Annotated in this window: 19 protein-coding genes; 17 read left to right on the forward strand and 2 right to left on the reverse strand. The window is 39.1% G+C overall.

Annotated features, from left to right (window positions below; all coding sequences use genetic code 11):
- The first annotated feature begins 5 nt into the window (after positions 1-5).
- The 15 genes from TREBR_RS01395 to TREBR_RS01465 all read left to right on the forward strand — a co-directional run bounded on the left by TREBR_RS01395 (position 6) and on the right by TREBR_RS01465 (position 15,151).
- Positions 6-1,469 (forward strand): oligosaccharide flippase family protein, encoded by a 1,464-nt coding sequence (locus TREBR_RS01395; RefSeq protein ID WP_013757451.1) that lies wholly within the window; start codon positions 6-8, stop codon positions 1,467-1,469.
- A gap of 409 nt (positions 1,470-1,878) precedes the next feature.
- Entirely contained in the window at positions 1,879-2,043 is a 165-nt protein-coding gene (locus TREBR_RS14215) for a hypothetical protein (RefSeq protein ID WP_156786583.1), read from the forward strand.
- Complete coding sequence (gene glf / locus TREBR_RS01405; RefSeq protein ID WP_013757453.1) at positions 2,044-3,156, forward strand: UDP-galactopyranose mutase; 1,113 nt, start codon at positions 2,044-2,046, stop codon at positions 3,154-3,156.
- Positions 3,134-4,045: a DUF4422 domain-containing protein gene (locus tag TREBR_RS01410; protein ID WP_013757454.1), complete on the forward strand. Its 912-nt coding sequence runs from the start codon at positions 3,134-3,136 to the stop codon at positions 4,043-4,045. The genes glf and TREBR_RS01410 overlap by 23 nt, the downstream gene beginning before the upstream one ends.
- A 5-nt stretch (positions 4,046-4,050) precedes the next feature.
- The gene (locus tag TREBR_RS01415) at positions 4,051-4,965 is read left to right on the forward strand and encodes a glycosyltransferase family 2 protein (protein ID WP_013757455.1); all 915 of its coding nucleotides are present in this window, start codon (positions 4,051-4,053) and stop codon (positions 4,963-4,965) included.
- A gap of 4 nt (positions 4,966-4,969) precedes the next feature.
- Positions 4,970-6,130 (forward strand): glycosyltransferase family 4 protein, encoded by a 1,161-nt coding sequence (locus tag TREBR_RS01420; protein ID WP_013757456.1) that lies wholly within the window; start codon positions 4,970-4,972, stop codon positions 6,128-6,130.
- Positions 6,121-6,957: a glycosyltransferase family A protein gene (locus TREBR_RS01425; protein ID WP_013757457.1), complete on the forward strand. Its 837-nt coding sequence runs from the start codon at positions 6,121-6,123 to the stop codon at positions 6,955-6,957. Before TREBR_RS01420 ends, TREBR_RS01425 begins: the two co-directional genes overlap by 10 nt.
- Before the next feature lie 94 nt (positions 6,958-7,051).
- Positions 7,052-8,218 (forward strand): nucleotide sugar dehydrogenase, encoded by a 1,167-nt coding sequence (locus TREBR_RS01430; RefSeq protein WP_013757458.1) that lies wholly within the window; start codon positions 7,052-7,054, stop codon positions 8,216-8,218.
- A 6-nt stretch (positions 8,219-8,224) separates the two neighbouring features.
- Positions 8,225-9,391 carry a GumK N-terminal domain-containing glycosyltransferase gene (locus tag TREBR_RS01435; protein WP_013757459.1) on the forward strand — a complete coding sequence of 389 codons (1,167 nt, stop codon included), beginning with the start codon at positions 8,225-8,227 and terminating at the stop codon, positions 9,389-9,391.
- 27 nt (positions 9,392-9,418) lie between these two features.
- Positions 9,419-10,546, forward strand: coding sequence for a dTDP-4-amino-4,6-dideoxygalactose transaminase (rffA, locus tag TREBR_RS01440; RefSeq protein WP_013757460.1), 1,128 nt, complete (start codon positions 9,419-9,421; stop codon positions 10,544-10,546).
- The gene (locus TREBR_RS01445) at positions 10,543-11,466 is read left to right on the forward strand and encodes a glycosyltransferase (protein ID WP_013757461.1); all 924 of its coding nucleotides are present in this window, start codon (positions 10,543-10,545) and stop codon (positions 11,464-11,466) included. The genes rffA and TREBR_RS01445 overlap by 4 nt, the downstream gene beginning before the upstream one ends.
- Positions 11,467-11,479: 13 nt before the next feature.
- Positions 11,480-11,812: an EamA family transporter gene (locus TREBR_RS01450; RefSeq protein WP_245523726.1), complete on the forward strand. Its 333-nt coding sequence runs from the start codon at positions 11,480-11,482 to the stop codon at positions 11,810-11,812.
- Entirely contained in the window at positions 11,805-12,146 is a 342-nt protein-coding gene (locus tag TREBR_RS01455; RefSeq protein WP_013757463.1) for an EamA family transporter, read from the forward strand. The genes TREBR_RS01450 and TREBR_RS01455 overlap by 8 nt, the downstream gene beginning before the upstream one ends.
- 1,365 nt (positions 12,147-13,511) lie before the next feature.
- Complete coding sequence (locus tag TREBR_RS14575; protein WP_245523727.1) at positions 13,512-14,012, forward strand: hypothetical protein; 501 nt, start codon at positions 13,512-13,514, stop codon at positions 14,010-14,012.
- An 86-nt stretch (positions 14,013-14,098) separates the two neighbouring features.
- Complete coding sequence (locus TREBR_RS01465) at positions 14,099-15,151, forward strand: glycosyltransferase family 4 protein (RefSeq protein ID WP_013757465.1); 1,053 nt, start codon at positions 14,099-14,101, stop codon at positions 15,149-15,151.
- A gap of 91 nt (positions 15,152-15,242) precedes the next feature.
- On the opposite strand, the gene TREBR_RS01470 is transcribed toward TREBR_RS01465, so the two are convergent.
- Positions 15,243-17,159: a hypothetical protein gene (locus TREBR_RS01470; RefSeq protein WP_013757466.1), complete on the reverse strand. Its 1,917-nt coding sequence runs from the start codon at positions 17,157-17,159 to the stop codon at positions 15,243-15,245.
- 26 nt (positions 17,160-17,185) lie between these two features.
- Positions 17,186-19,027, reverse strand: coding sequence for a hypothetical protein (locus TREBR_RS01475; RefSeq protein WP_013757467.1), 1,842 nt, complete (start codon positions 19,025-19,027; stop codon positions 17,186-17,188).
- 203 nt (positions 19,028-19,230) lie between these two features.
- Between TREBR_RS01475 and TREBR_RS01480 the strand changes: the two genes are divergently transcribed.
- Together TREBR_RS01480 and TREBR_RS01485 are read left to right on the forward strand one after the other, a co-directional pair.
- A complete protein-coding gene (locus tag TREBR_RS01480) occupies positions 19,231-21,873 on the forward strand; it encodes a YidC/Oxa1 family membrane protein insertase (RefSeq protein ID WP_052296130.1) in 2,643 nt (880 codons plus the stop codon).
- Positions 21,873-23,117 (forward strand): CDP-glycerol glycerophosphotransferase family protein, encoded by a 1,245-nt coding sequence (locus TREBR_RS01485; RefSeq protein WP_013757469.1) that lies wholly within the window; start codon positions 21,873-21,875, stop codon positions 23,115-23,117. Before TREBR_RS01480 ends, TREBR_RS01485 begins: the two co-directional genes overlap by 1 nt.
- The last annotated feature ends 15 nt before the right edge of the window (positions 23,118-23,132 follow it).

The raw sequence follows: 23,132 nt of genomic DNA on the forward strand, positions 1-23,132 counted from the left end.
AGGAAATGGTAAACAAAAGTTTAAAAAGAAATTATATATATAATTTATTCCAACAGATATTAACCCTTATAACTCCTCTAATTACTGCTCCATACATTGCAAGGGTAATTGGGGCAGAGGGAATTGGAGCTTTTAGTTATACTTCATCAATTGTTTCATATTTTACCTTATTTGCTTCTTTAGGTATCTATGCTTATGCAAGTAGAGAGATATCTTATAATCAAGATAATCGTAAACAAAGATCTGTTATTTTTTGGAATGTAAAAATTCTGAGTTTAATTACGACTTGTTTATGTCTTGTTTTTTATCTAATATTTATTTATTTCAGTGATCAAAAATATAGAATAATATATTTTATTCAGATTTTTTCTCTTATTTCTATAATTGCAGATACAACATTCCTATTTTCTGGTATGGAAGAGTTTGGAATAACAGTTATGAGGAATATTATTTGTCGTATATTAAATGTTCTTTTAATTTTTATTTTTGTACATCAAAAAGAAGACCTATATACATATATTTTTCTGCTTTCTTTAACAACTTTTATTTGTAATATATCGCTATGGAGTTTCGTTCCTAAATTTATTGATAAGCCAAAATTCAAAGAAATTCATCCGTTTACAAGTTTTAATATAATTTTTTCACTATTTTTCCCTACAATAGCTATAAGTATTTATACAGTACTAGATAAAACAATGCTTGGTATATTAACATCTGGAACATTAGAAAATGGATATTATGAACAGGCTCTAAAACTTTCTAAAGTGGTTTTAGTTCTTGTAACATCTTTGGGAACTGTTATGGTTCCTCGAATTGGTTATCATTTTGAAAGAAAAGAAATATCACAGATACAAGAATTTATGTATAGAAGTTACCGTTTTGTATGGTTTTTAGGAATACCACTCTGTTTAGGTTTAATAGGAGTTTCTCCAAATTTTATTCCATGGTTTTATGGAGATGAGTTTAATAAGGTTATCCCCTTGCTTTCTATTTTAAGTTTTCTGATACTTGCCATTGGTATTAATAACGTGACAGGTGTTCAATATCTAATTCCAACTAAACGACAGAATGTTTTTACAATAACAGTAATTATTGGTGCGATGATAAATTTTATTGGAAATTTGATTCTTATTCCAAAATTTAAATCGATAGGAGCTGCAATTTCCTCTGTTGTTGCAGAAACTATTATAGCAACTATTCAAATTATAATTGTAAGAAAAGAATTAAAACCTCAAAAAATTCTGTCTAGCTCTTTTAACTATATTTGTGCAGGTATTATTATGTATGTAATTCTTTTAATGGAAAATCATTTTATGCGTTCTTCAGTTATTAATACTCTGATCATGATAGCTAGTGGTACTATCATTTATTTTATGATACTCTTTATGAGAAAAGATACTTTTTTCATATCGACAATTTTATCTTTTAAAGAAAAAATCCTAAAGAAGGTAACAAAGAAGCGGCTATAACTACCTCCTAATGCATGTTGGTCCTTATGATAATATATCTTTATTTCAGGTAAATAAAATAGGAAAAGAAAGGTTCTATTAATGTTAAAATATTTCAAGTTGAAGGAAAGCATCAAGGGCATAGAGAAGAAGTTGGTACTGTTGTGCAAAGCGGTTCAGATAAATAATCGTCTATTAATGGCATCTGGTAATAAATTGATAGCGATATGGATAATTAAGGCATATGCAAATAATATAAATCGATTTGGAATAAATAAAAAATGGAATATTAAAAAGGAGGCGAGGTAGTAATTGCCACAATTTATAAGTTTTATGAAATTGCATAGACGATTTTCTATATGTAAACTGAATTTCATCAATTTATATTTGGGAATCAGTCAATTTTTTCCCTGTCAAAAAGGGTAACTATATGGGATTGGGTGAAATCTTTCTTTGTAATTTAGCAACTAGTAAATCAAAGGCTATTATCGTTGCAGATAATGTAGTTGTAGGGCATCTTTCTTTTGGAATACAAAACGATTCTATGAAGGAATTTTTTTTAAGTCATATTGATGATTTTGATGTAGGTCGATAGATGAAATATAATTATCTTGTTGTCGGTTCTGGTTTATATGGTGCTGTATTTGCTTATAAGTTAAAGCAGATGGGAAAAAGTGTTCTTGTAATAGATAAACGACCTCATATAGGTGGCAATATCTATTGTGATTCCATTGCTAATATTAATATTCATACATATGGTGCCCATATTTTTCATACTTCGAATCAAGAAGTTTGGGAGTTTGTAAATAAATTTGTATCGTTTAATCGCTACACGAACGCTCCCGTTGCAAACTATAAAGGAAAGTTGTTCAATCTACCATTCAACATGAACACATTTTATCAGATGTGGGGAGTAACCACACCGGAAGAAGCTGTATTGAAAATTGAGCAGCAGAAAAAAGAAAGTGGGATTACAGAACCAAAAAATCTTGAAGAACAGGCCATAAGCCTTGTAGGGAAAGATATTTATCTCACACTCATTAAAGAATATACGGAAAAGCAATGGGGTAGACGGTGCACAGAACTTCCGGCGTTTATCATCAGGCGACTTCCCGTACGGTTTACATTTGATAACAACTACTTCAATGATTCATATCAAGGAATTCCTCTTGGTGGCTACAATAGATTGATTGAAGGGTTGCTTGACGGAATTGAAGTAAAGACGGCAACGGATTTCTTTGAACGCCGTGACCATTGGGAGTATATTGCTGATAAAATCGTATTTACAGGTAAAATAGATGAATTCTATGATTATCAGTTTGGAAAGTTAGAATACAGAACTGTACGGTTTGAGCAAGAAAGACTAGAATGTCAGAATTTCCAAGGAAATGCTGTCATAAACTATACTTCCCATGAACAACCGTATACTCGTATTATTGAGCATAAACACTTTGAGACTGAAAGCAAAGCTTATGGAATAAATACAACTATAATTTCAAAGGAGTATTCTTCTGAATGGAATAAAAATTCAGAACCTTTCTACCCTATTAATGATGAGAAGAATTCTATATTATATCAGAAATATAGAATTCTTGCTGATAATGAAAAAAACGTTATTTTTGGAGGAAGATTGGCTGAATATAAGTATTATGATATGGATGATGTTATTGAAAAGGCGATGAAAGATGTACAAGAGACAAATAGATAATTCAAAAATAAAAATATTAGTCTGTTGCCATAAACAATGTGAACTTCCGTTGAACACTGACAATATTTTTTTACCTATTCATGTTGGGGCTGCAATCAACAGTATCGATTTGAAAATGCAGCGTGATGACCAGGTAAATGGTGTACTGTGCGACAATATAAGTTCAAAAAATAAAAGTTTCTGTGAGTTGACGGCCATGTATTGGGCTTGGAAAAATATAAAAAAATTATATCCAAGCTTAGAATATATTGGATTGAACCATTATAGAAGGTATTTTGCATTTGAAAAATATTATGGACTGCGAGATATATATCCAGAAACAGATGTGTTGAATTATATTATTAATATGAAAAGATTGACTCATTTCCTTGCAGAAGGATATACAATAATTCCTAAGCGAAAAATTTATCCATATCCTTTACAAATCGATTATTCGGTTTGTCATGTAAGTGAAGACATTAGGACTCTTAGAAAAGTGATAATTGATTTATATCCTGAATATATAACAAGTTATGATCATGTGTTGTTACATAACAATAAATTGGCTCATTATAATATGCTAATAATGGAATATTCTCATTTTGATTCATATTCCGACTGGTTATTTTCCATTCTTTTCGAGGCAGAAAAACGAATTGATATTCATTGTTATAATGATATTCAAATGAGAATTTTCGGATACATGAGCGAACGGTTATTTTGTGTTTGGTTATACCATAATAAAATAAAAACAAAAGAAGTGCCTGTTTATTGGTTTACAAACATAGGGAAGCAAGGGCTATTACAGTATATGTTTGATAAACACAGAAATAAAACTGCATTTAGGATTAAATGGGATTATATGAATTCTCCTTTTAGAAAACTTATTAATATTTTTAAGGTAAAATAGCTATTATGGATGTTTCAATAATTATCGTAAATTATAATACTAAAAATCTTCTCAGAAACTGTCTGGAATCGATTTTTGAATATACGCAAGGCATTTCTTTTGAAGTAATCGTTTCCGATAACGGTTCCTCCGACGGTTCTGTAGAAATGGTAAAGTCAGATTTTCCGCAAATTATATTAATCGAAAATAACGCAAATCTCGGTTTTGGAACAGCGAACAATAGAGGTCTTGATATTGCGAACGGTAAATATATTTTCTATTTAAATAGTGATACCGTTTTATTGAATAACGCCGTTAAAATTTTTTTTGATTACTGGGAAACCTCTGATGAAAAAGAATCGATAGGTGCTCTCGGGTGTAATTTATTGGATGCGAATAAAAATATAAATGATTCATATGGAAATTTTTTTGATATAAATAGGACGATAATAGAGTTATTGAAAGCGAATTACGGACTATGGAAGATAGTTTTTTTGCAATTGTTTGGATATAAATATTGTAATCATGTGAAGAAAAAAATATCAGAGAAAAAGCTTGGTGAAGTTGATTGCATAATAGGAGCAGATCTGTTTTTAGCGAATACTCCATTGGCTCGTTTTGATGAACATATTTTCTTATACCATGAAGAAATGGATTTGGAATATCGATTGATGAAGTATAATAAAAAACGATTACTTATTGATGGTCCCTTAATAATTCATTTTGAAGGTCAATCATCTCGTTCTTCGGTAGTGTTTTGTATCGATGAAATAGAAAGCTTTTCTGCAAAATGTAAAAATATATCGCGGATATATTATTTTAAAAAAAATATTTCTCGTTCTAAAGCCCTTATTGTAAAAATTCTTACTGTTTTTCTTTGGATTAATCCTCTTGTGATCAAGAGCACTTATAAAACGTTACCACAATTGATCAGAAGGTGACAAAATGATTATAACTTTATATATTGCCAATATCATCTATAAATTCGGCGGTACCGAGTCTTACACGGCAAATCTTATTGAAGCTTTGCAGAAAATAGATCCTTATTTTCGGATTTCCGTAATAACGGAACATCATGCTGGAACGAAGAAACTTTCTTCGTTCCAGTTTGCGCATATGCTGAACGATGTCTACGGCGTCGATGTAAACGCCGACTATATCCGTATCGAATATGTAAAATCAAAAGAAAAAAGAGGGCGCTTTGACTCTTTTGTTTTTCAGCGCAAACTGAATTTTCTGACAAAACAGTCGGATATATTCTTCTATTGTTCAAAGGGACTGATGACCGGAAAGGCGAAACATAATGTTGCCGTAATTCATTTCCCGATGGAACGGAAAACATCATTTCCGACTTATAAAAAAATACCTTTTCTAAAGCCGTTGGCCGTGCATACTGATAAAAAATTTGCTGCTTCGTATGATTTTTTTCTTCCGAATTCGGAGTTTACTTCTTATTGGTTTAAAGAAAAGTGGTCTGTGGATGATAAAAAAATACGGATTTTATATCCTCCCGTAACGATGATTTCCGGAAAAAAGAAAAAGGAAAAAAACAAAATTCTGATTTGCAGCAGAATTGAACAATCAAAGAAAATTGAAGAACTTATAGCGGCATATTTGTCTTCCGAATATTTGAAGGAACATTGCGTATTGACAGTTGCCGGTTCTGCAAAAAAAGAATCTGCAGAATATGTTGAATCCTTGAAAAAAATCGATTCCGGAATTCGGTTTATACTGGATCCGTTAAGAACCGAAATCGAAGATCTATATGCCGAATCATTCATATTTTGGCATGCAAAAGGGTTCGGTGAATCAGATCCGTATAAAATGGAACATTTCGGTATTACAACGGTAGAAGCGATGAGTGCTGGTTGCATTCCGGTCGTCATAAATAAAGGCGGACAACCTGAAATCGTATCTGCACAGTGCGGCTTTAAATGGGATACGTTGCAGGAGTTGGTCAAATATACGGAATCCATTTATAAAAATCCGGATATGGCAGACTCCTTTGTGCGGAATAGTATCAAGCAAAGCAAGAGATTTTCAAAAGAAACCTTCATGGCGGAACTTAAAAATCTTTTGAACGAACAGGGAACCTTATGCGTATAATATCTCGTGTTTTTCGCCGGTTGGCAATGGAATGTAAACTGTATGCACCGGTATTTTCTCGTCGGTCGATTGATAATCTGACCGTCTCGTTGACTTCGTATCCGGCTCGTCTTCCTCTCCTGCATCAGGTTATCCGTTCTTTGCTTCATCAAACGGTAAAACCCGCGAGAATCGTATTGTATCTCGGAACCGATACAGAGGAACGTGATATTCCGACAAGTTTGAGAAAATTACAAAACCATGATTTTATAATAAAAACGGGATACGACGATATTAAACCGCATAAAAAATATTATTATGCAATGCAGGAATATCCGGAAGATATCATTATAACGGTTGACGATGATTTATTATATGATAGGAATTTGATACGGGATCTTTACGATTCTTATATACGACATCCGAATTGTGTTTCAGCGCGTCGGGTTCATAAAATGAGTAAAAAAGAAAACGGCAAGGATGTTGATTTGTACAATAACTGGGAGTGGGAGTGCAAAGATACGCTGCAGCCGTCGTTTTCATTGGTGGCTACCGGAGTTGGCGGCGTTTTATATCCTCCCAAAATTTTGCCTGCTGCCGCGTTTAATATTGAAAACATAAAGAAATATTGTCTGAATACGGATGATATATGGCTCAAATTTATGGAATTGGAAAATGACGTAAAAGTTGTATTTACGAATTCAAAAATTATCCATCCGCTTACAGTGAGAAATACGCAGAAGCACGCGCTTATGGCCGCGAATGTCGTTACTGAAAACGGAAATGATAGTGCGATAAAAGCTTTGCAGCAATGTACCGGAATAAATCTTGCAGATTATATAATATAGGGGTATTATCCTCTCTTGAGGCGATACAAATACTGATAGTTTCGGTTACCGGTATTTTATTACTAGCAGAAATTGCATAATAGAGGTTTTGTTTATGAACATCACAGTCGCAGGTACCGGATACGTGGGACTTTCCATTTCGATTCTGTTGGCGCAGCATAATGAGGTCGTCGCGTTCGATATACTTCAGCGGAAAGTCGATTTGGTAAACGATAAAAAATCTCCGATCGCGGATACTGAAATTCAGGAATATCTTGCGGAAAAAGAACTGCATCTCAGTGCAACGACTGACATTGGCGTAGCATATGCCGAACCTGATTTCGTTATTATTGCGACGCCGACTGATTACGATGCCGAAAAGAATTTTTTCAATACGTCGTCGGTGGAATCCGTTCTCCGTGATATTGAAAAGTATTGTCCGCACGCCGTCGCCGTTATCAAATCGACGATTCCCGTCGGATTTACGGAACGAATGCGAAAAGAACATCCTTCGCTTAAAATCATGTTTTCTCCGGAATTTTTACGGGAAGGCAAAGCGCTGTATGATAATCTGTATCCTTCACGGATCATCGTCGGTGATACGTCTGCCGATGCCCGTATGTTCGCCGCGTTGTTGCAGGAAGGGGCCGTAAAACGGGATATTCCCACGCTTTTTATGCCGCCGACCGAGGCAGAAGCGGTAAAGCTGTTCGCCAACACGTATTTGGCGCTGCGCGTCAGCTATTTCAATGAACTTGATACCTATGCGGAAGTCCGCGGACTCGATACGGCGCAAATAATAAAAGGCGTCAGTCTTGATCCCCGAATAGGCAATACGTATAATAATCCGTCTTTCGGGTACGGCGGATATTGTCTGCCGAAAGACTCGAAGCAGTTGTTGGCAAATTATCAAAACGTTCCGCAAAATCTGATCACGGCGATCGTCGATGCGAATAAAACCCGTAAAGAATATATTGCTCAGCGCATATTATCCAGACATCCCGATACCGTTGGAATTTACCGGTTAACGATGAAGGCGAATTCCGACAATTTCCGCCAGTCTTCAATTCAGGACGTGATGAAATTATTGCGGGGTGAAGGAATTGCTGTCGTAATTTATGAACCGGCTCTGAGCGGAACCGTTTTTGAAAAATATCGGGTCGAAAACGATTTTAACGTATTCAAATCCGAATGCGACGTGATCGTTGCAAACCGATTCAGTGAAGAACTTTCGGATGTAAAACGGAAAGTGTATACGAGAGATATTTTTTTGAGAGATTAAAAACCGATGCGGAAAATAGCGTTCATTACGGCACATAATTGGGATTCGCTACGGCTCGGCGGCTTTCATAAATTTGCGGAAGCGGCGGTAAACAGAGGGCTCGAAACGGTCTTTTTCAGTTTTCCCCGTCCGTATTACGGATATTTTATGAAACGGGAACAGCTGAATCCTGACGTGATTCGTACGTTGCGAAAAGGGAAATATTATACCGTCGGCGCCGAGCGGCGGACTATTCTCAATGTAACGTTTCCGACGTTCAGATTACCCGATGCGGCGGGTAAAATGCTTCCTGATTTTATCATGAATTTTCTATTGCAAAAATCGGTTACATCATTTTCCCGTTTCGCCGGTAAATTTTTGTCCGGTACCGATTGTTTCGTTTTTGAATCGTGCGAAGGAATAGTTTTTGCAGATAAAATAAAAAAGCTTTTTCCCGATGCAAAGATTGTTTACCGTCCGTCGGATCCGCTCGTATACGATTCGGTTCCGCTTCGTCTCAAACGAATGGAGCAGCGTATGCTTTATGCGGCAGATATGACTTATATCGTAAACGAAGAGGGCTTGCTTGCGTACCGTAACCGAATCCCGTTTTTTGACTCCAACGTGAGATACCGTATGCTGCCGAACGGTATCGATATGACTTCTTATAAACGAACTTATCCGGTACCGGATGTATTGGCCGGGAAAAATACCGTTTTGTACGTCGGCGCGTGGGGCGTTGAATGGGATTTGCTTTTTAAAGCAGCTGCAGAAACTCCGGAATTCGATTATATCGTCGTGTGCCCTAATTATCCGTCCGAGAAGGTTCAACGCCGAATTGCCGATTTTTCCAATTTAACGTATGTTCCCGGCATTCAACCTTCGGAAGTTCCGGCATGGATAACGAATTGCTCGGTTGTAATGGTTCCTTATGTAACGGATTTTTATAAAGACAGACCGTTGGGTATTACGGCAAAGTATTATCAGGCAATGGCTGCGGAAAAACCCATCGTGGCTTACTGTGATACTCCGAAATTAGCCGAAGTCGGTATTACCGTAACGTATTCGTATGAACGTTTTATTGAAGCCGTTAAGATCGCCGTATCTAAAGGAAAGCAAAGGTATGATTTCGATTTGCAGAACAGAAATTGGAATACCATTACCGATCGCTTTCTTGACGAAATAGCGCAATAACTATAGACTCCTTAAAAAAGGAGTTATATGATTCACTTTAATGTACCGCCCTGCACCGGTAATGAAATAACATATATTCAAAAGGCCATAGAAAATCATAAAATATGCGGAGACGGGGAATTTACCAAAAAGTGTTCCGGTTTTCTTGAAAATAAACTTGATAATCATAAAGTTTTATTGACCACTTCGGGAACAGCGGCGCTTGAAATGGCTGCCGTTCTATGCGATGTAAAACCCGGTGATGAAGTTATCATGCCTTCCTATACGTTTTGTTCTACGGCGGATGCTTTCGTTCAGCGGGGAGCAACGATCGTTTTTGTCGATATCCGTCCCGATACCATGAATATTGATGAAAAGAAAATAGAAGAAGCCGTTACTTCAAAAACGAAAGTCATAGTTCCCGTACATTATGCGGGTGTTGCCTGCGAAATGGATGCTATTATGGATATTGCCGGGCGGTATAATCTTAAAGTTGTTGAAGACGCTGCACAGGCAATCATGTCGGTTTATAAAGGTAAGCCGTTAGGTACGATAGGCGATTTCGGCTGTCTCTCGTTTCATGAAACGAAAAATTTCAGTATGGGAGAGGGCGGCGCCGTCGTGATTAATCACGAGAAAGATTTTGAGCGTGCGGAAATACTGCGGGAAAAAGGTACGAATCGGAGTAAATTCTTTAGAGGGCAGATAGATAAATATACCTGGGTCGATTACGGTTCGTCGTATTTGCCCAGTGATCTTAATGCCGCTTATTTATGGGCGCAGCTTGAACTGGCGGAACGGATCCAAAATCAGAGAATGACGATTTGGAATACCTATCAGAGCGAACTGTATGCTGTCGCGGAACGGAATGAATTAGAACTTCCGACCATACCGGATAATTGTGTTCATAATGCGCATATGTATTATTTGAAGTTCCCCTGTCAGGAACAAAGAGCCGATTTCATCAATTTTATGAAATCGAACGATATTCTTACCGTATTCCATTATATTCCGCTGCATTCTGCTCCGGCGGGAATGAAATTCGGGCGATTTGCCGGAACGGATGAACATACGACAAAAGAAAGTGAGCGATTGGTAAGACTTCCGCTCTATTACGGACTTACGTCCGCGGAGCAGATGAAAATAATCGATAAAATAAAAGAGTTTTTCCTATGAAAGAAATCAGCATCGTTATTCCGGTATATAACAGCGCTTCCTGCGTGAAAAAGCTGACTGAGCAAATTGCGGAAAGCTTGCGCGGTTTTGAATATGAACAGATTATGGTGAACGACTGTTCAAAAGATACGAGTTGGCAGGAAATAAATTCGGTTATCGATCAGGGGTTCCCGGTAATCGGAATAAATTTACGGAAAAATTCCGGACAGGATAACGCCATTTTTGCGGGATTGCAGGCAGCTGCCGGTAGATACGTCGTTATTATGGACGACGATTTGCAGCATTCTCCGGCAGATATTATAAAATTGTATGATAATATAAAAAACGGAGCGGATGTCTGTTATGCGGACTTTCCGCGAAAAAAGCAGCGACTGTGGAAAAATGTAGGCAGTTGGTTGAACGGAAAATGTGCGGAGATTGTAATCTCGAAACCGAAAGGATTGTATTTATCGCCCTTTAAAATACTGAAATCCGAAATCGTACGGGAAATACTGAAAACGCACAGTTTATATCCGTACATCGACGGATTGATTTTCCAAGTAACGAAAAATATCATACAAATTCCGATTGAACATCACGACCGGGACTCCGGAAAAAGTAATTATAATCTGATAAAATCGATCAAAGTCTTTTCCAAACTCGTTTTCGGATTTTCGGTTATACCTTTACGGATATCTTCCTATTTAGGATGTGTTTCCGCAATAGCCGGTTTCATTTTGGGCATATACTATTTGTTTGAATATTTTATGGGAAAAGTAGAAGTTGCCGGTTGGACTACTATCGTGATTCTTATTCTCTTCGTCGGCGGATTGAACCTTTTATCTTTGGGTATCATAGGCGAATATATCGGCAGATCATATCTGACGATAAATAACTGTCCCCGATTTACCGTTTCAGAAATACGAAAGAATGAAAAATAATATTCTTCACTACATGCTTATGCATACGGGATTTCTTTTGTATAGTTTTTATACCGTTTTGGGAAAAACGGCAGCAGGATATCCGTTCCTTTCCAAGACGTATTGCATTCTGTATGTTCTAGTGCTTTTCGTGTTGTTTTTATACGCCGTTTTATGGCAGCAAGTTTTGAAACATATCGTGTTATCCGTAGCGACTGCAAATAAAGCGGTTACCGTTATTTGGGGTATGTTGTGGAGTTTCATTTTTTTTCAGGAAACGATAACGATAAAAAAAATGCTGGGTGCGGGTATCATAATAACCGGTATTATATTGCTTGCCCGTTCCGAAAGGACAAGAAGTGAATAATCTTTTTTATATCCTCTTACTTTTTTTTTCCGTTTTCATATCAGCCGTTTCACAGATAGTATTGAAAAAATCCGCGATGGAACAGCACGCTTCTTTTTTTAAGGAATACGTAAATTTTAAAGTCATATTCGCCTACGTTTGTTTCTTTTCCGCAGTCTGTATTGATTTGTTCGCGTTAAAATTCGTTTCGGTTTCGTTCGTTCCGATTATAGAAACTTCGAGTTATATTTTCATAATTTTATTAAGCAGATTTATCTTTAATGAAAAAATAAGCAGAAATCAAACGATAAGTATAATGCTGATTATAGCAGGAATCGTCGTTTACGTGATATAACATAGTAAGGGCTCTAGGTTTGTTCAGGAGGAAGATATGAAGGAATTTTCAAAAAAAGCGAATATCATTTTACTTTCTTTATCATTTTTGGGGCTGATTCTCGGTTCCTTGCTCATTTTGTTTTCCAATAATTTAGTGAATGATATTCAAACTGTTCTTGAAACAAAAATTTTTCATAGAACCTTTGATATTACCAAATGGGCTGATACGATTACATCCCTGATTGCGTTTCCCCTTTTTACCGTTATCGCACTGGATGCCGTTTTATTTTTTAAATTTCCGGTAAAATCAAAAATCGTACTGTTGTCGGCGTTGTTTGTTTTATGTGCGTTTTTTACTTTATTTTGCAGTTATACGCGCGGTAATCAGGTTATTGATTCCGACATGGCTTCCGAAATCTTACTGGCAAAGGAATGTTTTCTGAAAAAATCTTTTTGGCCCCGTTCTTGGAATTATTCAACGGAAATAAGACTATTGAACACCCAAATACTCACTGCCCCCGTTTTTGCCTTCACTTCAAATTGGTTTCTTGTGAAAACGATTTCGGGTTTGATGCTTTGCCTTTTACTTCCTCTGGCACTTTTATTTCTTCTGTCACAATTGAAAATAAGATCGGTTTGGATGAGACTGCTTTCCTGTCTGCTGATTTTTTGTCCTTGGTCAGGCGAAATGTGGCGGATCGTTCAGTTCGGCAATTATTACATTCCTCACATTGCAATCGGTTTCGTTTATGTAGGGTTATTTCTGGCTTTGGCTTATTCGGAGCTTTCGGTAAAAAAACATCACATATTTCTTATTACGTTTTTTATAGTGGCGTTCGTTTCAGGTCTTTCCGGGATAAGATATATATTATATTTTCAATTTCCTTTAACCGTTACGATACTGGGATATGCGGTGTCGTCCTCCGTCAGGGCAAAGGTGCCGTATCGGTTTTCTTCTTTCTTCATAAAAAACAAGCCGACGTTCTACAGCTGCGGAGGTTTGTTGCTGGGCGGAGTCGGATATATTGCAAATAATTTAATTTTATCAAAATTGTTTACTTTTTCCCAGTTTAATACGACTGCGTTTAATACCATCGGTGACGTTACGTTCACGGATGTACATAGAGCGGTTTTTGAAATACTCGGATATAAAAACGGTGTTTCCGTATTTACGCCGTCCGGGGTAACCAATATTTTATTGTACGTTGCCCTCGCGTTTCTGATAATCTGTTTTATCGATTATTTTAAAATTCCTTTGCTGACTCCGCGGAAAGTTTTCGTGACGTTCGTTATCGTGATGTCCGTTTTTAACGCTTTTACTTATATTAATACTGAATATATAGCGCGCTATTTTATTCTCATTCTGGTATATATAGTTCCCTGTTTGGCTTTGTTTCTTTATGAAAAGGATATTTCTGCTTTGAAAAGGTATATGCTGGGCGTTTCTCTTGCAGCTGTTCTCATTTGCAGTTCTTTCATTACATACGAAACCGTTTTGTGTACCGATAATAACACTGATAAACACGAAGTTGCCGCGTTTCTTCAGGAACAGTCGTATACGTTCGGATACGCGACGTTCTGGAATGCAAACGTATTCACTTTCATGACGAACGGCAAAGTTGAAATTGCCAATTTGTACCGAAAAAACGACGGCGGAACGGATCTGATTACCGATCGATTTAAATGCGATAAATGGTTGACTCCGGAACGGTATTATGAAGATACCGAGAGAAACGATGAAAAAGTGTTTTTACTTGTTACAAACGACGAATATGACGCATCTTCCGATTTACGGATTTTTCAAACAGGTAAACGCGTATATACGGATGATTTTTATCAGGTTTTTGAATATGCAAACAATACCGTCTTTAAAAATGGGTTTTAAAATTATGAGTGTAGATTTGTCAATCGTAGTTCCCTGTTATAATGAAGAAGATGCGTTGCCGGTTTTTTATAAAAAGGAAGGCTGTGATGATAATCATAAACGGTGATTTTTTATGCAGGAATTTAACCGGAATTGAACGATTCGCATATGAAACGTGCATCCGCCTCGACTCGCTTGTTGAGAAAGATTCCGTTATGTTATACGTTCCTAAAAACGCGTTTTGCATTCCGAATTTTAAAAACATCAAAATCGTCGTATCCCGCAAAAAATGTACGTGCTTTCCGATTTGGGAACACGGTGTGTTTTCGTACTTCGTCAGGCGGAATCACGCCGTTTCTCTCGATTTTTCAAATGTGACTCCGCTGTTTTCTCCGGGGATAGTTTTCATTCACGATATCTATGCAAAACTGTATCCGCAGGACTTTCAAGGAAAACGGGATTTTCTGATGCGACTGTATATGTGTGCAATGTATAAACATGCAGTCGGCAGCGCAAAGAAAATAATAACCGTTTCGGAATTCAGCCGCCGAGAAATTGCCCGAACGTATTCTCTTGACGAATCGAAGATAAGCGTTATATACAACGGATGGGAACACGTGAAAAATATACAGGCTGATTTTTCGATTTTTAAATCGTTTCCGCAACTTGAAACAAATGATTTTTACTTTGCATTGAACAGTTTCCAAAAAAGAAAAAATTTGAAATGGATTACGGATTACGCTTTAAAGCATCCTGAAACGCTTTTCGCAATATCGGGAAAAGCCATTTCGGGACTGGTCTCAAACGAACTGCATACGTTACGTTCTTTGCCGAATATAATATTACTCGGATACGTTTCCGACGGGCAAGTCAAAGCACTGATGGAACGGTGCAAAGCTTTTATTTTCCCGTCGTATTATGAAGGGTTCGGGATTCCTCCGTTAGAGGCACTCGCGTGCGGCGCACCCGTAATCATCAGTAACGCGGCTTGTCTGCCCGAATTATACGGTAACACTGCGCATTATATCGATCCGTATAGTACGGATACTGATTTGGATAATTTACTTAAAAATCCGGTGGAACCGCCCGACGGTCTGCTGAAAAAATATTCGTATCAGAGTGCGGCAGAAGCATTGTATAACTTGATTAAATCTCGGTGAAAAACGAAATCTTTACCGGCGTAGTCGGTGTGCGTTAAAAAACGGGAATCGTATTCGATTCCCGTTTTTCAGCAATGAACTTTTGATGAGTTTACGGCCAAATTTTGATTCCCAACGTAAGCACTACGCCCGTTTGCACCGGATATTCGGAGGTATCAACGCTATGAAACGGCGTATTGCGGTCTGCTCCGCGTTTGTCATACACGACGTCATCAATAACCGTAAAATAACTGTACAAAAAGCCCGCGTTTCCGAAGAGTTGGAACGGAATTTTCGTTTTTTTGAAATCGTACGAAGCTCCGATGCTGACGATATGCATCCATTGATAGGCACCGTCCCGGAGAAAGTATTTTTTCAAACTGTCGCGGTTATACGGACTCATCTCCGAATATAAAGAACTGCCGGGAACTTGCTGTGAACCGTAATCGGCTCCGTGCCTGATAAATTGATATTGGAGTGAAGTGAGCATACTTGCTTTCGGTCTCACGTTGAAACGCAGCAGTAATTCGTCCGAGTTCGGCGGCAAGTAGTAGCCCAAGGCTTCTCCGTTGTTCGTATAATTTTCACTGATATAGTGAGCGTACCACGGAGTGTAGTTTATGGAATGGTGCGTGTAGCAGTACGGTTCGATTTTAGTGTACCGGACGGAGACCGTTGCAAACGGCAATTTGGGAATGACCACTTTCGTTCCTATTTGACCTGCAAACATTGCCCGCGCCGACGTAATGGGATTATTATTCAGCCCGTTTATTTCATCAAGATACAGCGACGCCCATAAAGAGCCGAGACCGGGCTTTTGAAATTTTACGTTGCCGAATAATGCAAGGTTGTCGTAGTCGCCTACATGATTCTGGTATTCAAGAAAAAGTGTCAGCGGGAATATATATCCGAGTTCAAACCGTTTAGGCCATACGACCGATGTTCCGGCATCGAAATGAAAATATTTAAAGTCGAGTTCAATCATGTTGATTGAAAACGCGTTTTGGAAAAAATACGAATCATCGGTTCTGTTTTTGTGATCACTCGCGTATGAATTTTCATTTATATAATCCTGATTGGGATATTCGAGAATGCCGGTGAGTCCCGAAAACTTCAGAAACGGGAAAAGTTCCACGGTAAATTCCGCCGCCATAAACGGACGGGCTTTTTTATTGAGAACGAGACTGCTGCCGTCATCCATAGCCGCCCATTCGCGGTAACCGCGGCCGGCGGATACGGATATTTTATTATTTAAAAAGGAACCTCTGATTTCACCCGTGATGTCTCCGCTCATTCCTAACGACTGCGCCCAGCCTTCAAGTCCCGACGCAGACATATTGGAAAGCAGATACATCTGTCCGCCCCATTTTTTTTGATACGAATAGGGTAAGTAGGACGTATTCAGAAATTTGTTAATCGTCCTTTTTGCCAAATCGTCCCCGTTTCCGGTTCCGTTAAAAAAACCTTCCACATCGGACTCATACCATGAGTACCCGATAAAGTAATCTCCCATTTTATGCAGCGGCATTCTTGTCAGATCGAAAAGAACGGAAGTCGCGTATGAAACGTTGTTTCCGATATCGCCGGAGAGAGATATCGACGGCATGATATCGAAGCCCCATTGGTTAAAAGCGGATTTCGTATAAAATCCGGAAGAAGCGGATGTTTCCAGCGATGCCTGAATCTGTAAGCTTAGCGGAAAGTTTTCCGCATCGTTTTCAAGACGGTAACGGGCGTTCCAGAGGTCCAAACCTTCTTTTCTGGTATGCGTTTCTTTGAAACCGTACAGGACTTCTTTTTCAGTAGGAAGCAATTTGCTTTCATTTTCCAAAATTTCATCTATTGCAATGAGAATACGTTGTTCCGAATACGGTTTTACGCCCGGTAAACTGCTGCAGAGACCGCGTAATCGGGCGATTTCAAGTACGGAATAGATACTGTCTGAGATATCTACGGACGTATTCATCTGCGGATGTGCGAACAATATGCTGAAACATAAAGCGGTAAAAAATGACAAAATCTTTTTCATATCATTCCTCCTTGGAAGATTGTCTGTTAAAAAACGGAATAGGTAAGTGCAAGTGATAATTCAAATCCCTGCTCAAAAATTCCTTGCTGATTCTTATTGTTAAAAATAAAAGTATATGCCGCGTGACCATTTAAAGTCAAATGGTCGTCGATACTATAGCTGGATTTCAATACGATCTGATTCGTGTATTGTATTATACCCGTTAGTTGATATGACTGGGCAAGCTGTTCTGCTTCTTGCGCGGTAAGACCTCCTTTCCCTTCCTGATTTAATTTATACAGTACCGACGGATAATAGGCGTAATATGTTTTTCCGTCTATGGTGACCGTGTTGTCGAGGAGGCCGAATGAATTCGTTCCGTGTGCGACAAAGAGATAATTTATTTCAGCATTCCATTTTTGCGGAACGGAATAACCGATGCGCGCCTGTAATCCTACGCAGTCGGGACCGAACGGAGTTCCGATCCATGAACATATAGGCAGTTTTCCGTTGCTCTGCATATTATACCGTTCCCGATACAGCGACCATTCCGCTCCGTGTTTTATGTATAAGAACGGTGTCGTATAAATTCCTTCCAGCGTGCCGAGCCACCAGCCGTTGTCGTTACCGGGAATGGTGAGTTCAAAACCTAATTGACCGCCGAGACTGTCCGGCATTGCCCGTCCCGTTTCCGATTTTCGTTCGGCGGGTATTTGAATTTCATTCTGGGCGTATAAACCGTAGATTCTCAAGTATTTGCACGGAGTGACATCTGCGTAAAATCCTATATATGCGCAGACGTGTGCTTCTCCGTAGTATGTTTTTTCTTCCGCAGACATGTATTCGTCCCATGCGCCGAATGAATGCATTATCATGAGCGGATTGAGAAATCGCAATTCAAAAGGTGCGTTTATGAGCGTCCCTTCTACCATGCCACCCTTAAACCATTTAATCGGGCGTATCTCAAGATTATGCAGATACATAAATTTATTTCTGGAAATTTGTATCGCATCGAGATTATATTTTATTTTTGGCGAATATATGTTCAGTTGCGTGTAACAATCTGTTTCAAAAGTCGAGTTGTAAATGATACTTCCCGTTTGCGTTTTACCTATTTGGAGTCCTTCTTTCGCAATGTTCAGATTTATACCCCAATTGCCAAAGCTTTTTCCTATGCTGCCGTAAGCGATCTGCGGCCATAAAAATTCAAAATCATCGGCCGTGTAAGGAATATTGGTAAAATTCCGTGCGGACGTCATTCCCCAAAAGCTTTTTCCGAAAAACGGAATCGTTTCCAGAAAAACGTAATCCGAAAAACCGAGATAAATCGGTATTGCGATGAAAGGTGTCGTCAGTTCGTTTCCGGAAAAAGACGAGGCGGCACCGTAGTCGATTCCCGTGTCATATGAAATGGAATCGGAAGACGTACTGGCAGCAGCAGCAGCAAAGGACTCCTTCAGTTTCGTACTTATAGTTGAGTTTTCTCCGTTTCCCGTATAATCCGTTCCGAACGACCATTTGATCTGATCGTTGCTTTTGTATAAAACACCGGGGGATACGGCAATATTCAAACCCGTGTATACGGAATCCGATAAGAACAGGTCTTTGCGGTTATCAAAAAAATCCGCCACTTGCCGGTAAAGTTCTTTGCCGGAAGAAGATAAGCGTTCGTATGAAATTTCCGAAAAATACATTGTAAGTTCGGCAATCGACAGCGGTGCGTTGGCAGTCAGGGACGTGCTGGCCGTTTCGGAATAGAGCATGGAAAGTGCATCGTAAATCCAATGCTTAGCCGGAACGAGTTGCTGCATACCCTGTGAAAAAGAATTTGCAGAAACGAAGATCAAAATAAGGAACGACAGTACGATTTTCCTGTTTGGACGGTTCATGTGGTAAACATTATCATCTTTTTATTCATTTTTCTAGTATAGGTAAATTTGATATTGAAGATACGTTCAGTTTATCGTAATCGGTTTATTTGAATACCCTTTATTGATTTTATCATATATAGAGTATATACTTTCCAACTATGGTTAGTTTTCTTTATACGGTAATTATATACCCATTAATTCAGATTATTGAATTCGCGTTCATGCTTTTTAACGGAGTCTTCAAAAATGCAGGAATCTCCGTTATTGGAGTCAGTTTTGCGGTCTCTATCTTATGCCTTCCGCTTTATATTGTTGCGGAACATTGGCAGCAGGTTCAGCGTGATATTGAAAAACGTCTTGATCCGGGGATAAGCCGCATAAAGGCCGTTTTTAAAGGCGATGAGCAGTATATGATTCTTTCTACTTTTTACAAACAGAATCATTACCATCCTATAATGGCGCTTCGTTCTTCTTTCGGGCTGCTTATTCAAATTCCGTTTTTTATTGCAGCTTACAGTTTCCTTTCAAAACTGCCCGTTCTGGCCGGAAAAAATTTTTTATTCATTAAAGACATGGGAGCGCCCGACGCTCTTTTTTCCATAGGAACTTTTCCCATAAACGTTTTGCCGATTGCAATGACCGTAATCAATATCGTTGCAGGCGCCATATATACGAAAGGTTTTAAGGCGAAAGACAAAATACAGATTTACGGAATGGCGCTTGTGTTTCTCGTCATTTTGTATAATTCGCCGTCAGGCCTTGTCTTGTATTGGACAATGAACAATATTTTTTCATTGGTGAAAAATATCTTTTATAAAATAAAAAATCCGTTAAAAGTTCTGTATCTTTTACTGGTAGTCGCTGTTGCCGGTCTGGATTATTATTTGCTGTTCATTCATAACGGCTTTCTGCATAAACGTATTCTTATGGCCGCGGTGTTTTCGCTTTTGCTTACGGCTCCGCTCGTACTCAAAGGAATCAGATTTCTGCTTGATACGGTGTTCGCACCGCTTGTGGAAGACCGGCGTGCGCGCTTGACTTTGTTTGTATGTTCTGCGGCTGCGCTTTGCCTGCTGGCCGGCTTCGTGATTCCGTCGTACGTTATCAATTCTTCCGCGGTGGAATTCGCGAATATCGACGGTTACGGAAATCCGCTGTTTTTTCTTTACAATTCGACTTTGCAGGTTTTCGGACTTGTGGTTTTTTGGGGACTTTGCGTTTATTTTCTTTTTAACGCCAGAGTTCAAGCGGTTTTTGCAATATGTATGCCGGTTGTTCTCTTTGTCGGATTGATTGACGCGTTTCTTTTTTCGGGAAGCTATGGCAATTTATCAAGATTGATTACCTTTTCAGCGACGATTACCGCAGCAAGCGGCACTATGCAGCTGCTGAATATGATCGGTATCATTGCAGCGGTGCTCGTTCCGATTATTATATTGAAATTCCGGAAAGTCAAATTGCTGAACGGTATCGTCTCGATTATTCTGATTGCGGAATGTGCCATAACGGTAATCCATATCGGTCAGATTAACGGCAGTTATAACGATTATGAAGACACCATCGCCGATGGAGTCAGCAGCGAAATGCATATTTCCCCAGTGTATCATCTTTCAAAAACAGGCAAGAACGTCGTGGTTTTTATGCTGGACAGGGCAGAAAACGCGTATGTGGAACCTATCTTTGAAACGTTTCCTGAACTTTACGATATCTACGACGGTTTTACTCTCTATCGGAATACAATATCGTATAATCAGGGAACGCTGCTGGGGGCGCCGCCGCTGTTCGGCGGTTATGAATATACGCCGGCAGAAATGAATGCGCGCAGTTCAGCGCGGCTGGTTGATAAACAAAACGAATCACTGCTGTTATTGCCGCGTATTTTTACGGAACAAGCCGATTTTAACGCGACTGTCTCTGATTTAAGTTGGGCAAATTACAGTTGGATTCCGGATATGTCTATTTGTGATCCGTACTCAGATATTACCGGATTTAATGTTCAGCGGAAATATTCAAGTTTGTGGGTAAAAGAGAATCCGGATAAAATTAAGGAAAATATTACCAGCAACGCCATAAAGCGGAATCTTACGTGGTTCAGTCTTTTTAAAATGGTTCCGCTTTTTATGCGTGACAGCGTGTATGACGACGGAATTTGGTGGTCGTCCGACGAGCAAACTGGTGATATAATGGAATTTATCGATTATTATTCTGCTCTTGCGTTTCTACCCCGTTTAACGGATTTTACCTCCGAGAAAAACGCATATTTTACTATCGTAAACGACACGACTCATTCGGGACAAGAGCTGCAAGCTCCGGATTACGAGCCTGCGATAGAAGTTACGGATAAGGGGCCGAAACCGTTAAGCGAATACAGCAGTGTCGGCGGAAATATCGCTGCTTTTAAACGGCTCGGCGAATGGATACAGTATCTTAAAGAAAACGATTGCTATGATAATACCAGAATAATCATGGTCAGCGACCACGGAATCGGCACTGCGGACGGTAAAAGGCTTGATTTTCCCGAAACTTGGAATATGGCGTATAATCCCGATCATAACCATCCGCTGCTGTTCGTGAAAGATTTTAACGCGACGGGTAAGCTCGTCATAAATAACGATTTTATGACTAACGCGGATGTTCCCGCTCTTGCGCTGAAAGACCTTGTGGAAAAACCGATAAATCCTTTTACCGGAAAAGAAATTACGGAAATAAAGCCTGAGGATAAAAAAGCGTCCGGCGTCGTTCTGACTCATAACTGGCGGCCGGGCGGAAACGGAATCAATACGTTCAAGGTTCCGCAGAAAGACTGGTATACGATAAAAGAAAATATTTTTGACGCTGCAAATTGGCAGCAGGGAATAAACTGATGAATATGATTTTTTTGCCGCTTTATATCGATCCCGGAACGGGAAGCATGTTGTTTTCGATTCTCATCGGCGCTGCCGCTACGTTGTTTTTTCTTGCAAAAGCTGCGGTAATAAAAGTAAAACTCTTTTTTTCCGGTAAGAAAAACGGAAGCTTGCAGGATATTTCCGTTTGCGATCCGTACGTCATTTATTGTGAGGGTATTCAGTATTGGAACGTTTTTAAACCCGTCGTAGATGAATTTGAAAAACGGGCGATTCCGCTCGTTTATTATACGTCGGCAAAAAACGATCCCGTTTTTGAACGGCAGTATCAGTTCATACGTGCCGAATTTATCGATGAGGGCAACGCTGCGTTTGCCCGTTTGAACCTATTGAGCGCCGGTATCGTTGTCATGACGACTCCGGGACTGCAAGTGTATCAGCTTAAACGTTCAAAAAACGTAAAGCATTATGCGCACGTTTTGCACATGACGAATGACGCGACGACTTACAGACTTTTCGGTCTTGATTATTTTGATTCGGTACTCTTAACGGGTGATTATCAGAAAGACGATTTGTGTGCGTTGGAACGGCAGCGAGGCCTTCCTCCCAAGCAATTGGTAACGGTGGGCTGTTCGTATCTTGATGTACTTGCAGACAAAATGCAATCCGTACCCGACGAAGCTGAGCATCGATTTACGGTTCTTGTTTCTCCTTCCTGGGGAGCTGCGGGTCTGCTTAAACGGTTCGGAGAAAAACTTCTTGATCCGTTGGTTGCAACCGGTTGGACGATTCTTGTTCGTCCGCATCCGCAATCAAAAAAATCGGAAGCGGATACGCTTTCCCGTTTGGAAGAACGATATAAAGCGGTTCCTAATATCGAATGGGACTATAACAGGGACAATATTTATGCCATGAAACGGGCTGATATTATGATTTCAGATTTTTCCGGAATCATATTCGATTATACTTTTTTATGTGACAAACCCGTTATATATGCCAATGCAGATATTGATTTACGGCCGTATGATGCGTATGATCTGAAGAAATCGATGTGGCAGTTTACCGTTCTTGAGAAAATGGGCATTAAGTTGGAAGAAAAAGATTTTCCGCAGATAAAAGACGTTATACAAAACGCGGCTGACAGTCCTGCACTTGCCGCCGAACGTCAGCTTGCAAAACGAACCGCATGGATGCATGAAGGAGAAGCCGGCTGCAGAATTGCAGATTTCATGATTAAAACCGTTTCTGAAAAATCAACATGAAAATTGCAATTGATT

The organism is Treponema brennaborense DSM 12168 (genome assembly GCF_000212415.1).
In the GTDB taxonomy this organism is placed as follows: Bacteria; Spirochaetota; Spirochaetia; order Treponematales; family Treponemataceae; genus Treponema_F; species Treponema_F brennaborense.

Coding starts and splice junctions, on each gene's coding strand:
- TREBR_RS01465 (WP_013757465.1), top strand. CDS start 14,099: ATGATAATCATAAACGGTGATTTTTTATGCAGGAATTTAACCGGAATT.
- TREBR_RS01470 (WP_013757466.1), bottom strand. CDS start 17,159: ATGAAAAAGATTTTGTCATTTTTTACCGCTTTATGTTTCAGCATATTG.
- TREBR_RS01480 (WP_052296130.1), top strand. CDS start 19,231: ATGCTTTTTAACGGAGTCTTCAAAAATGCAGGAATCTCCGTTATTGGA.
- TREBR_RS14215 (WP_156786583.1), top strand. CDS start 1,879: ATGGGATTGGGTGAAATCTTTCTTTGTAATTTAGCAACTAGTAAATCA.
- TREBR_RS01435 (WP_013757459.1), top strand. CDS start 8,225: ATGCGGAAAATAGCGTTCATTACGGCACATAATTGGGATTCGCTACGG.
- TREBR_RS01485 (WP_013757469.1), top strand. CDS start 21,873: ATGAATATGATTTTTTTGCCGCTTTATATCGATCCCGGAACGGGAAGC.
- TREBR_RS01445 (WP_013757461.1), top strand. CDS start 10,543: ATGAAAGAAATCAGCATCGTTATTCCGGTATATAACAGCGCTTCCTGC.
- TREBR_RS01425 (WP_013757457.1), top strand. CDS start 6,121: ATGCGTATAATATCTCGTGTTTTTCGCCGGTTGGCAATGGAATGTAAA.
- TREBR_RS01420 (WP_013757456.1), top strand. CDS start 4,970: ATGATTATAACTTTATATATTGCCAATATCATCTATAAATTCGGCGGT.
- TREBR_RS01410 (WP_013757454.1), top strand. CDS start 3,134: ATGTACAAGAGACAAATAGATAATTCAAAAATAAAAATATTAGTCTGT.
- TREBR_RS01475 (WP_013757467.1), bottom strand. CDS start 19,027: ATGAACCGTCCAAACAGGAAAATCGTACTGTCGTTCCTTATTTTGATC.
- TREBR_RS01415 (WP_013757455.1), top strand. CDS start 4,051: ATGGATGTTTCAATAATTATCGTAAATTATAATACTAAAAATCTTCTC.
- TREBR_RS01430 (WP_013757458.1), top strand. CDS start 7,052: ATGAACATCACAGTCGCAGGTACCGGATACGTGGGACTTTCCATTTCG.
- rffA (WP_013757460.1), top strand. CDS start 9,419: ATGATTCACTTTAATGTACCGCCCTGCACCGGTAATGAAATAACATAT.
- glf (WP_013757453.1), top strand. CDS start 2,044: ATGAAATATAATTATCTTGTTGTCGGTTCTGGTTTATATGGTGCTGTA.
- TREBR_RS01395 (WP_013757451.1), top strand. CDS start 6: ATGGTAAACAAAAGTTTAAAAAGAAATTATATATATAATTTATTCCAA.
- TREBR_RS01450 (WP_245523726.1), top strand. CDS start 11,480: ATGCTTATGCATACGGGATTTCTTTTGTATAGTTTTTATACCGTTTTG.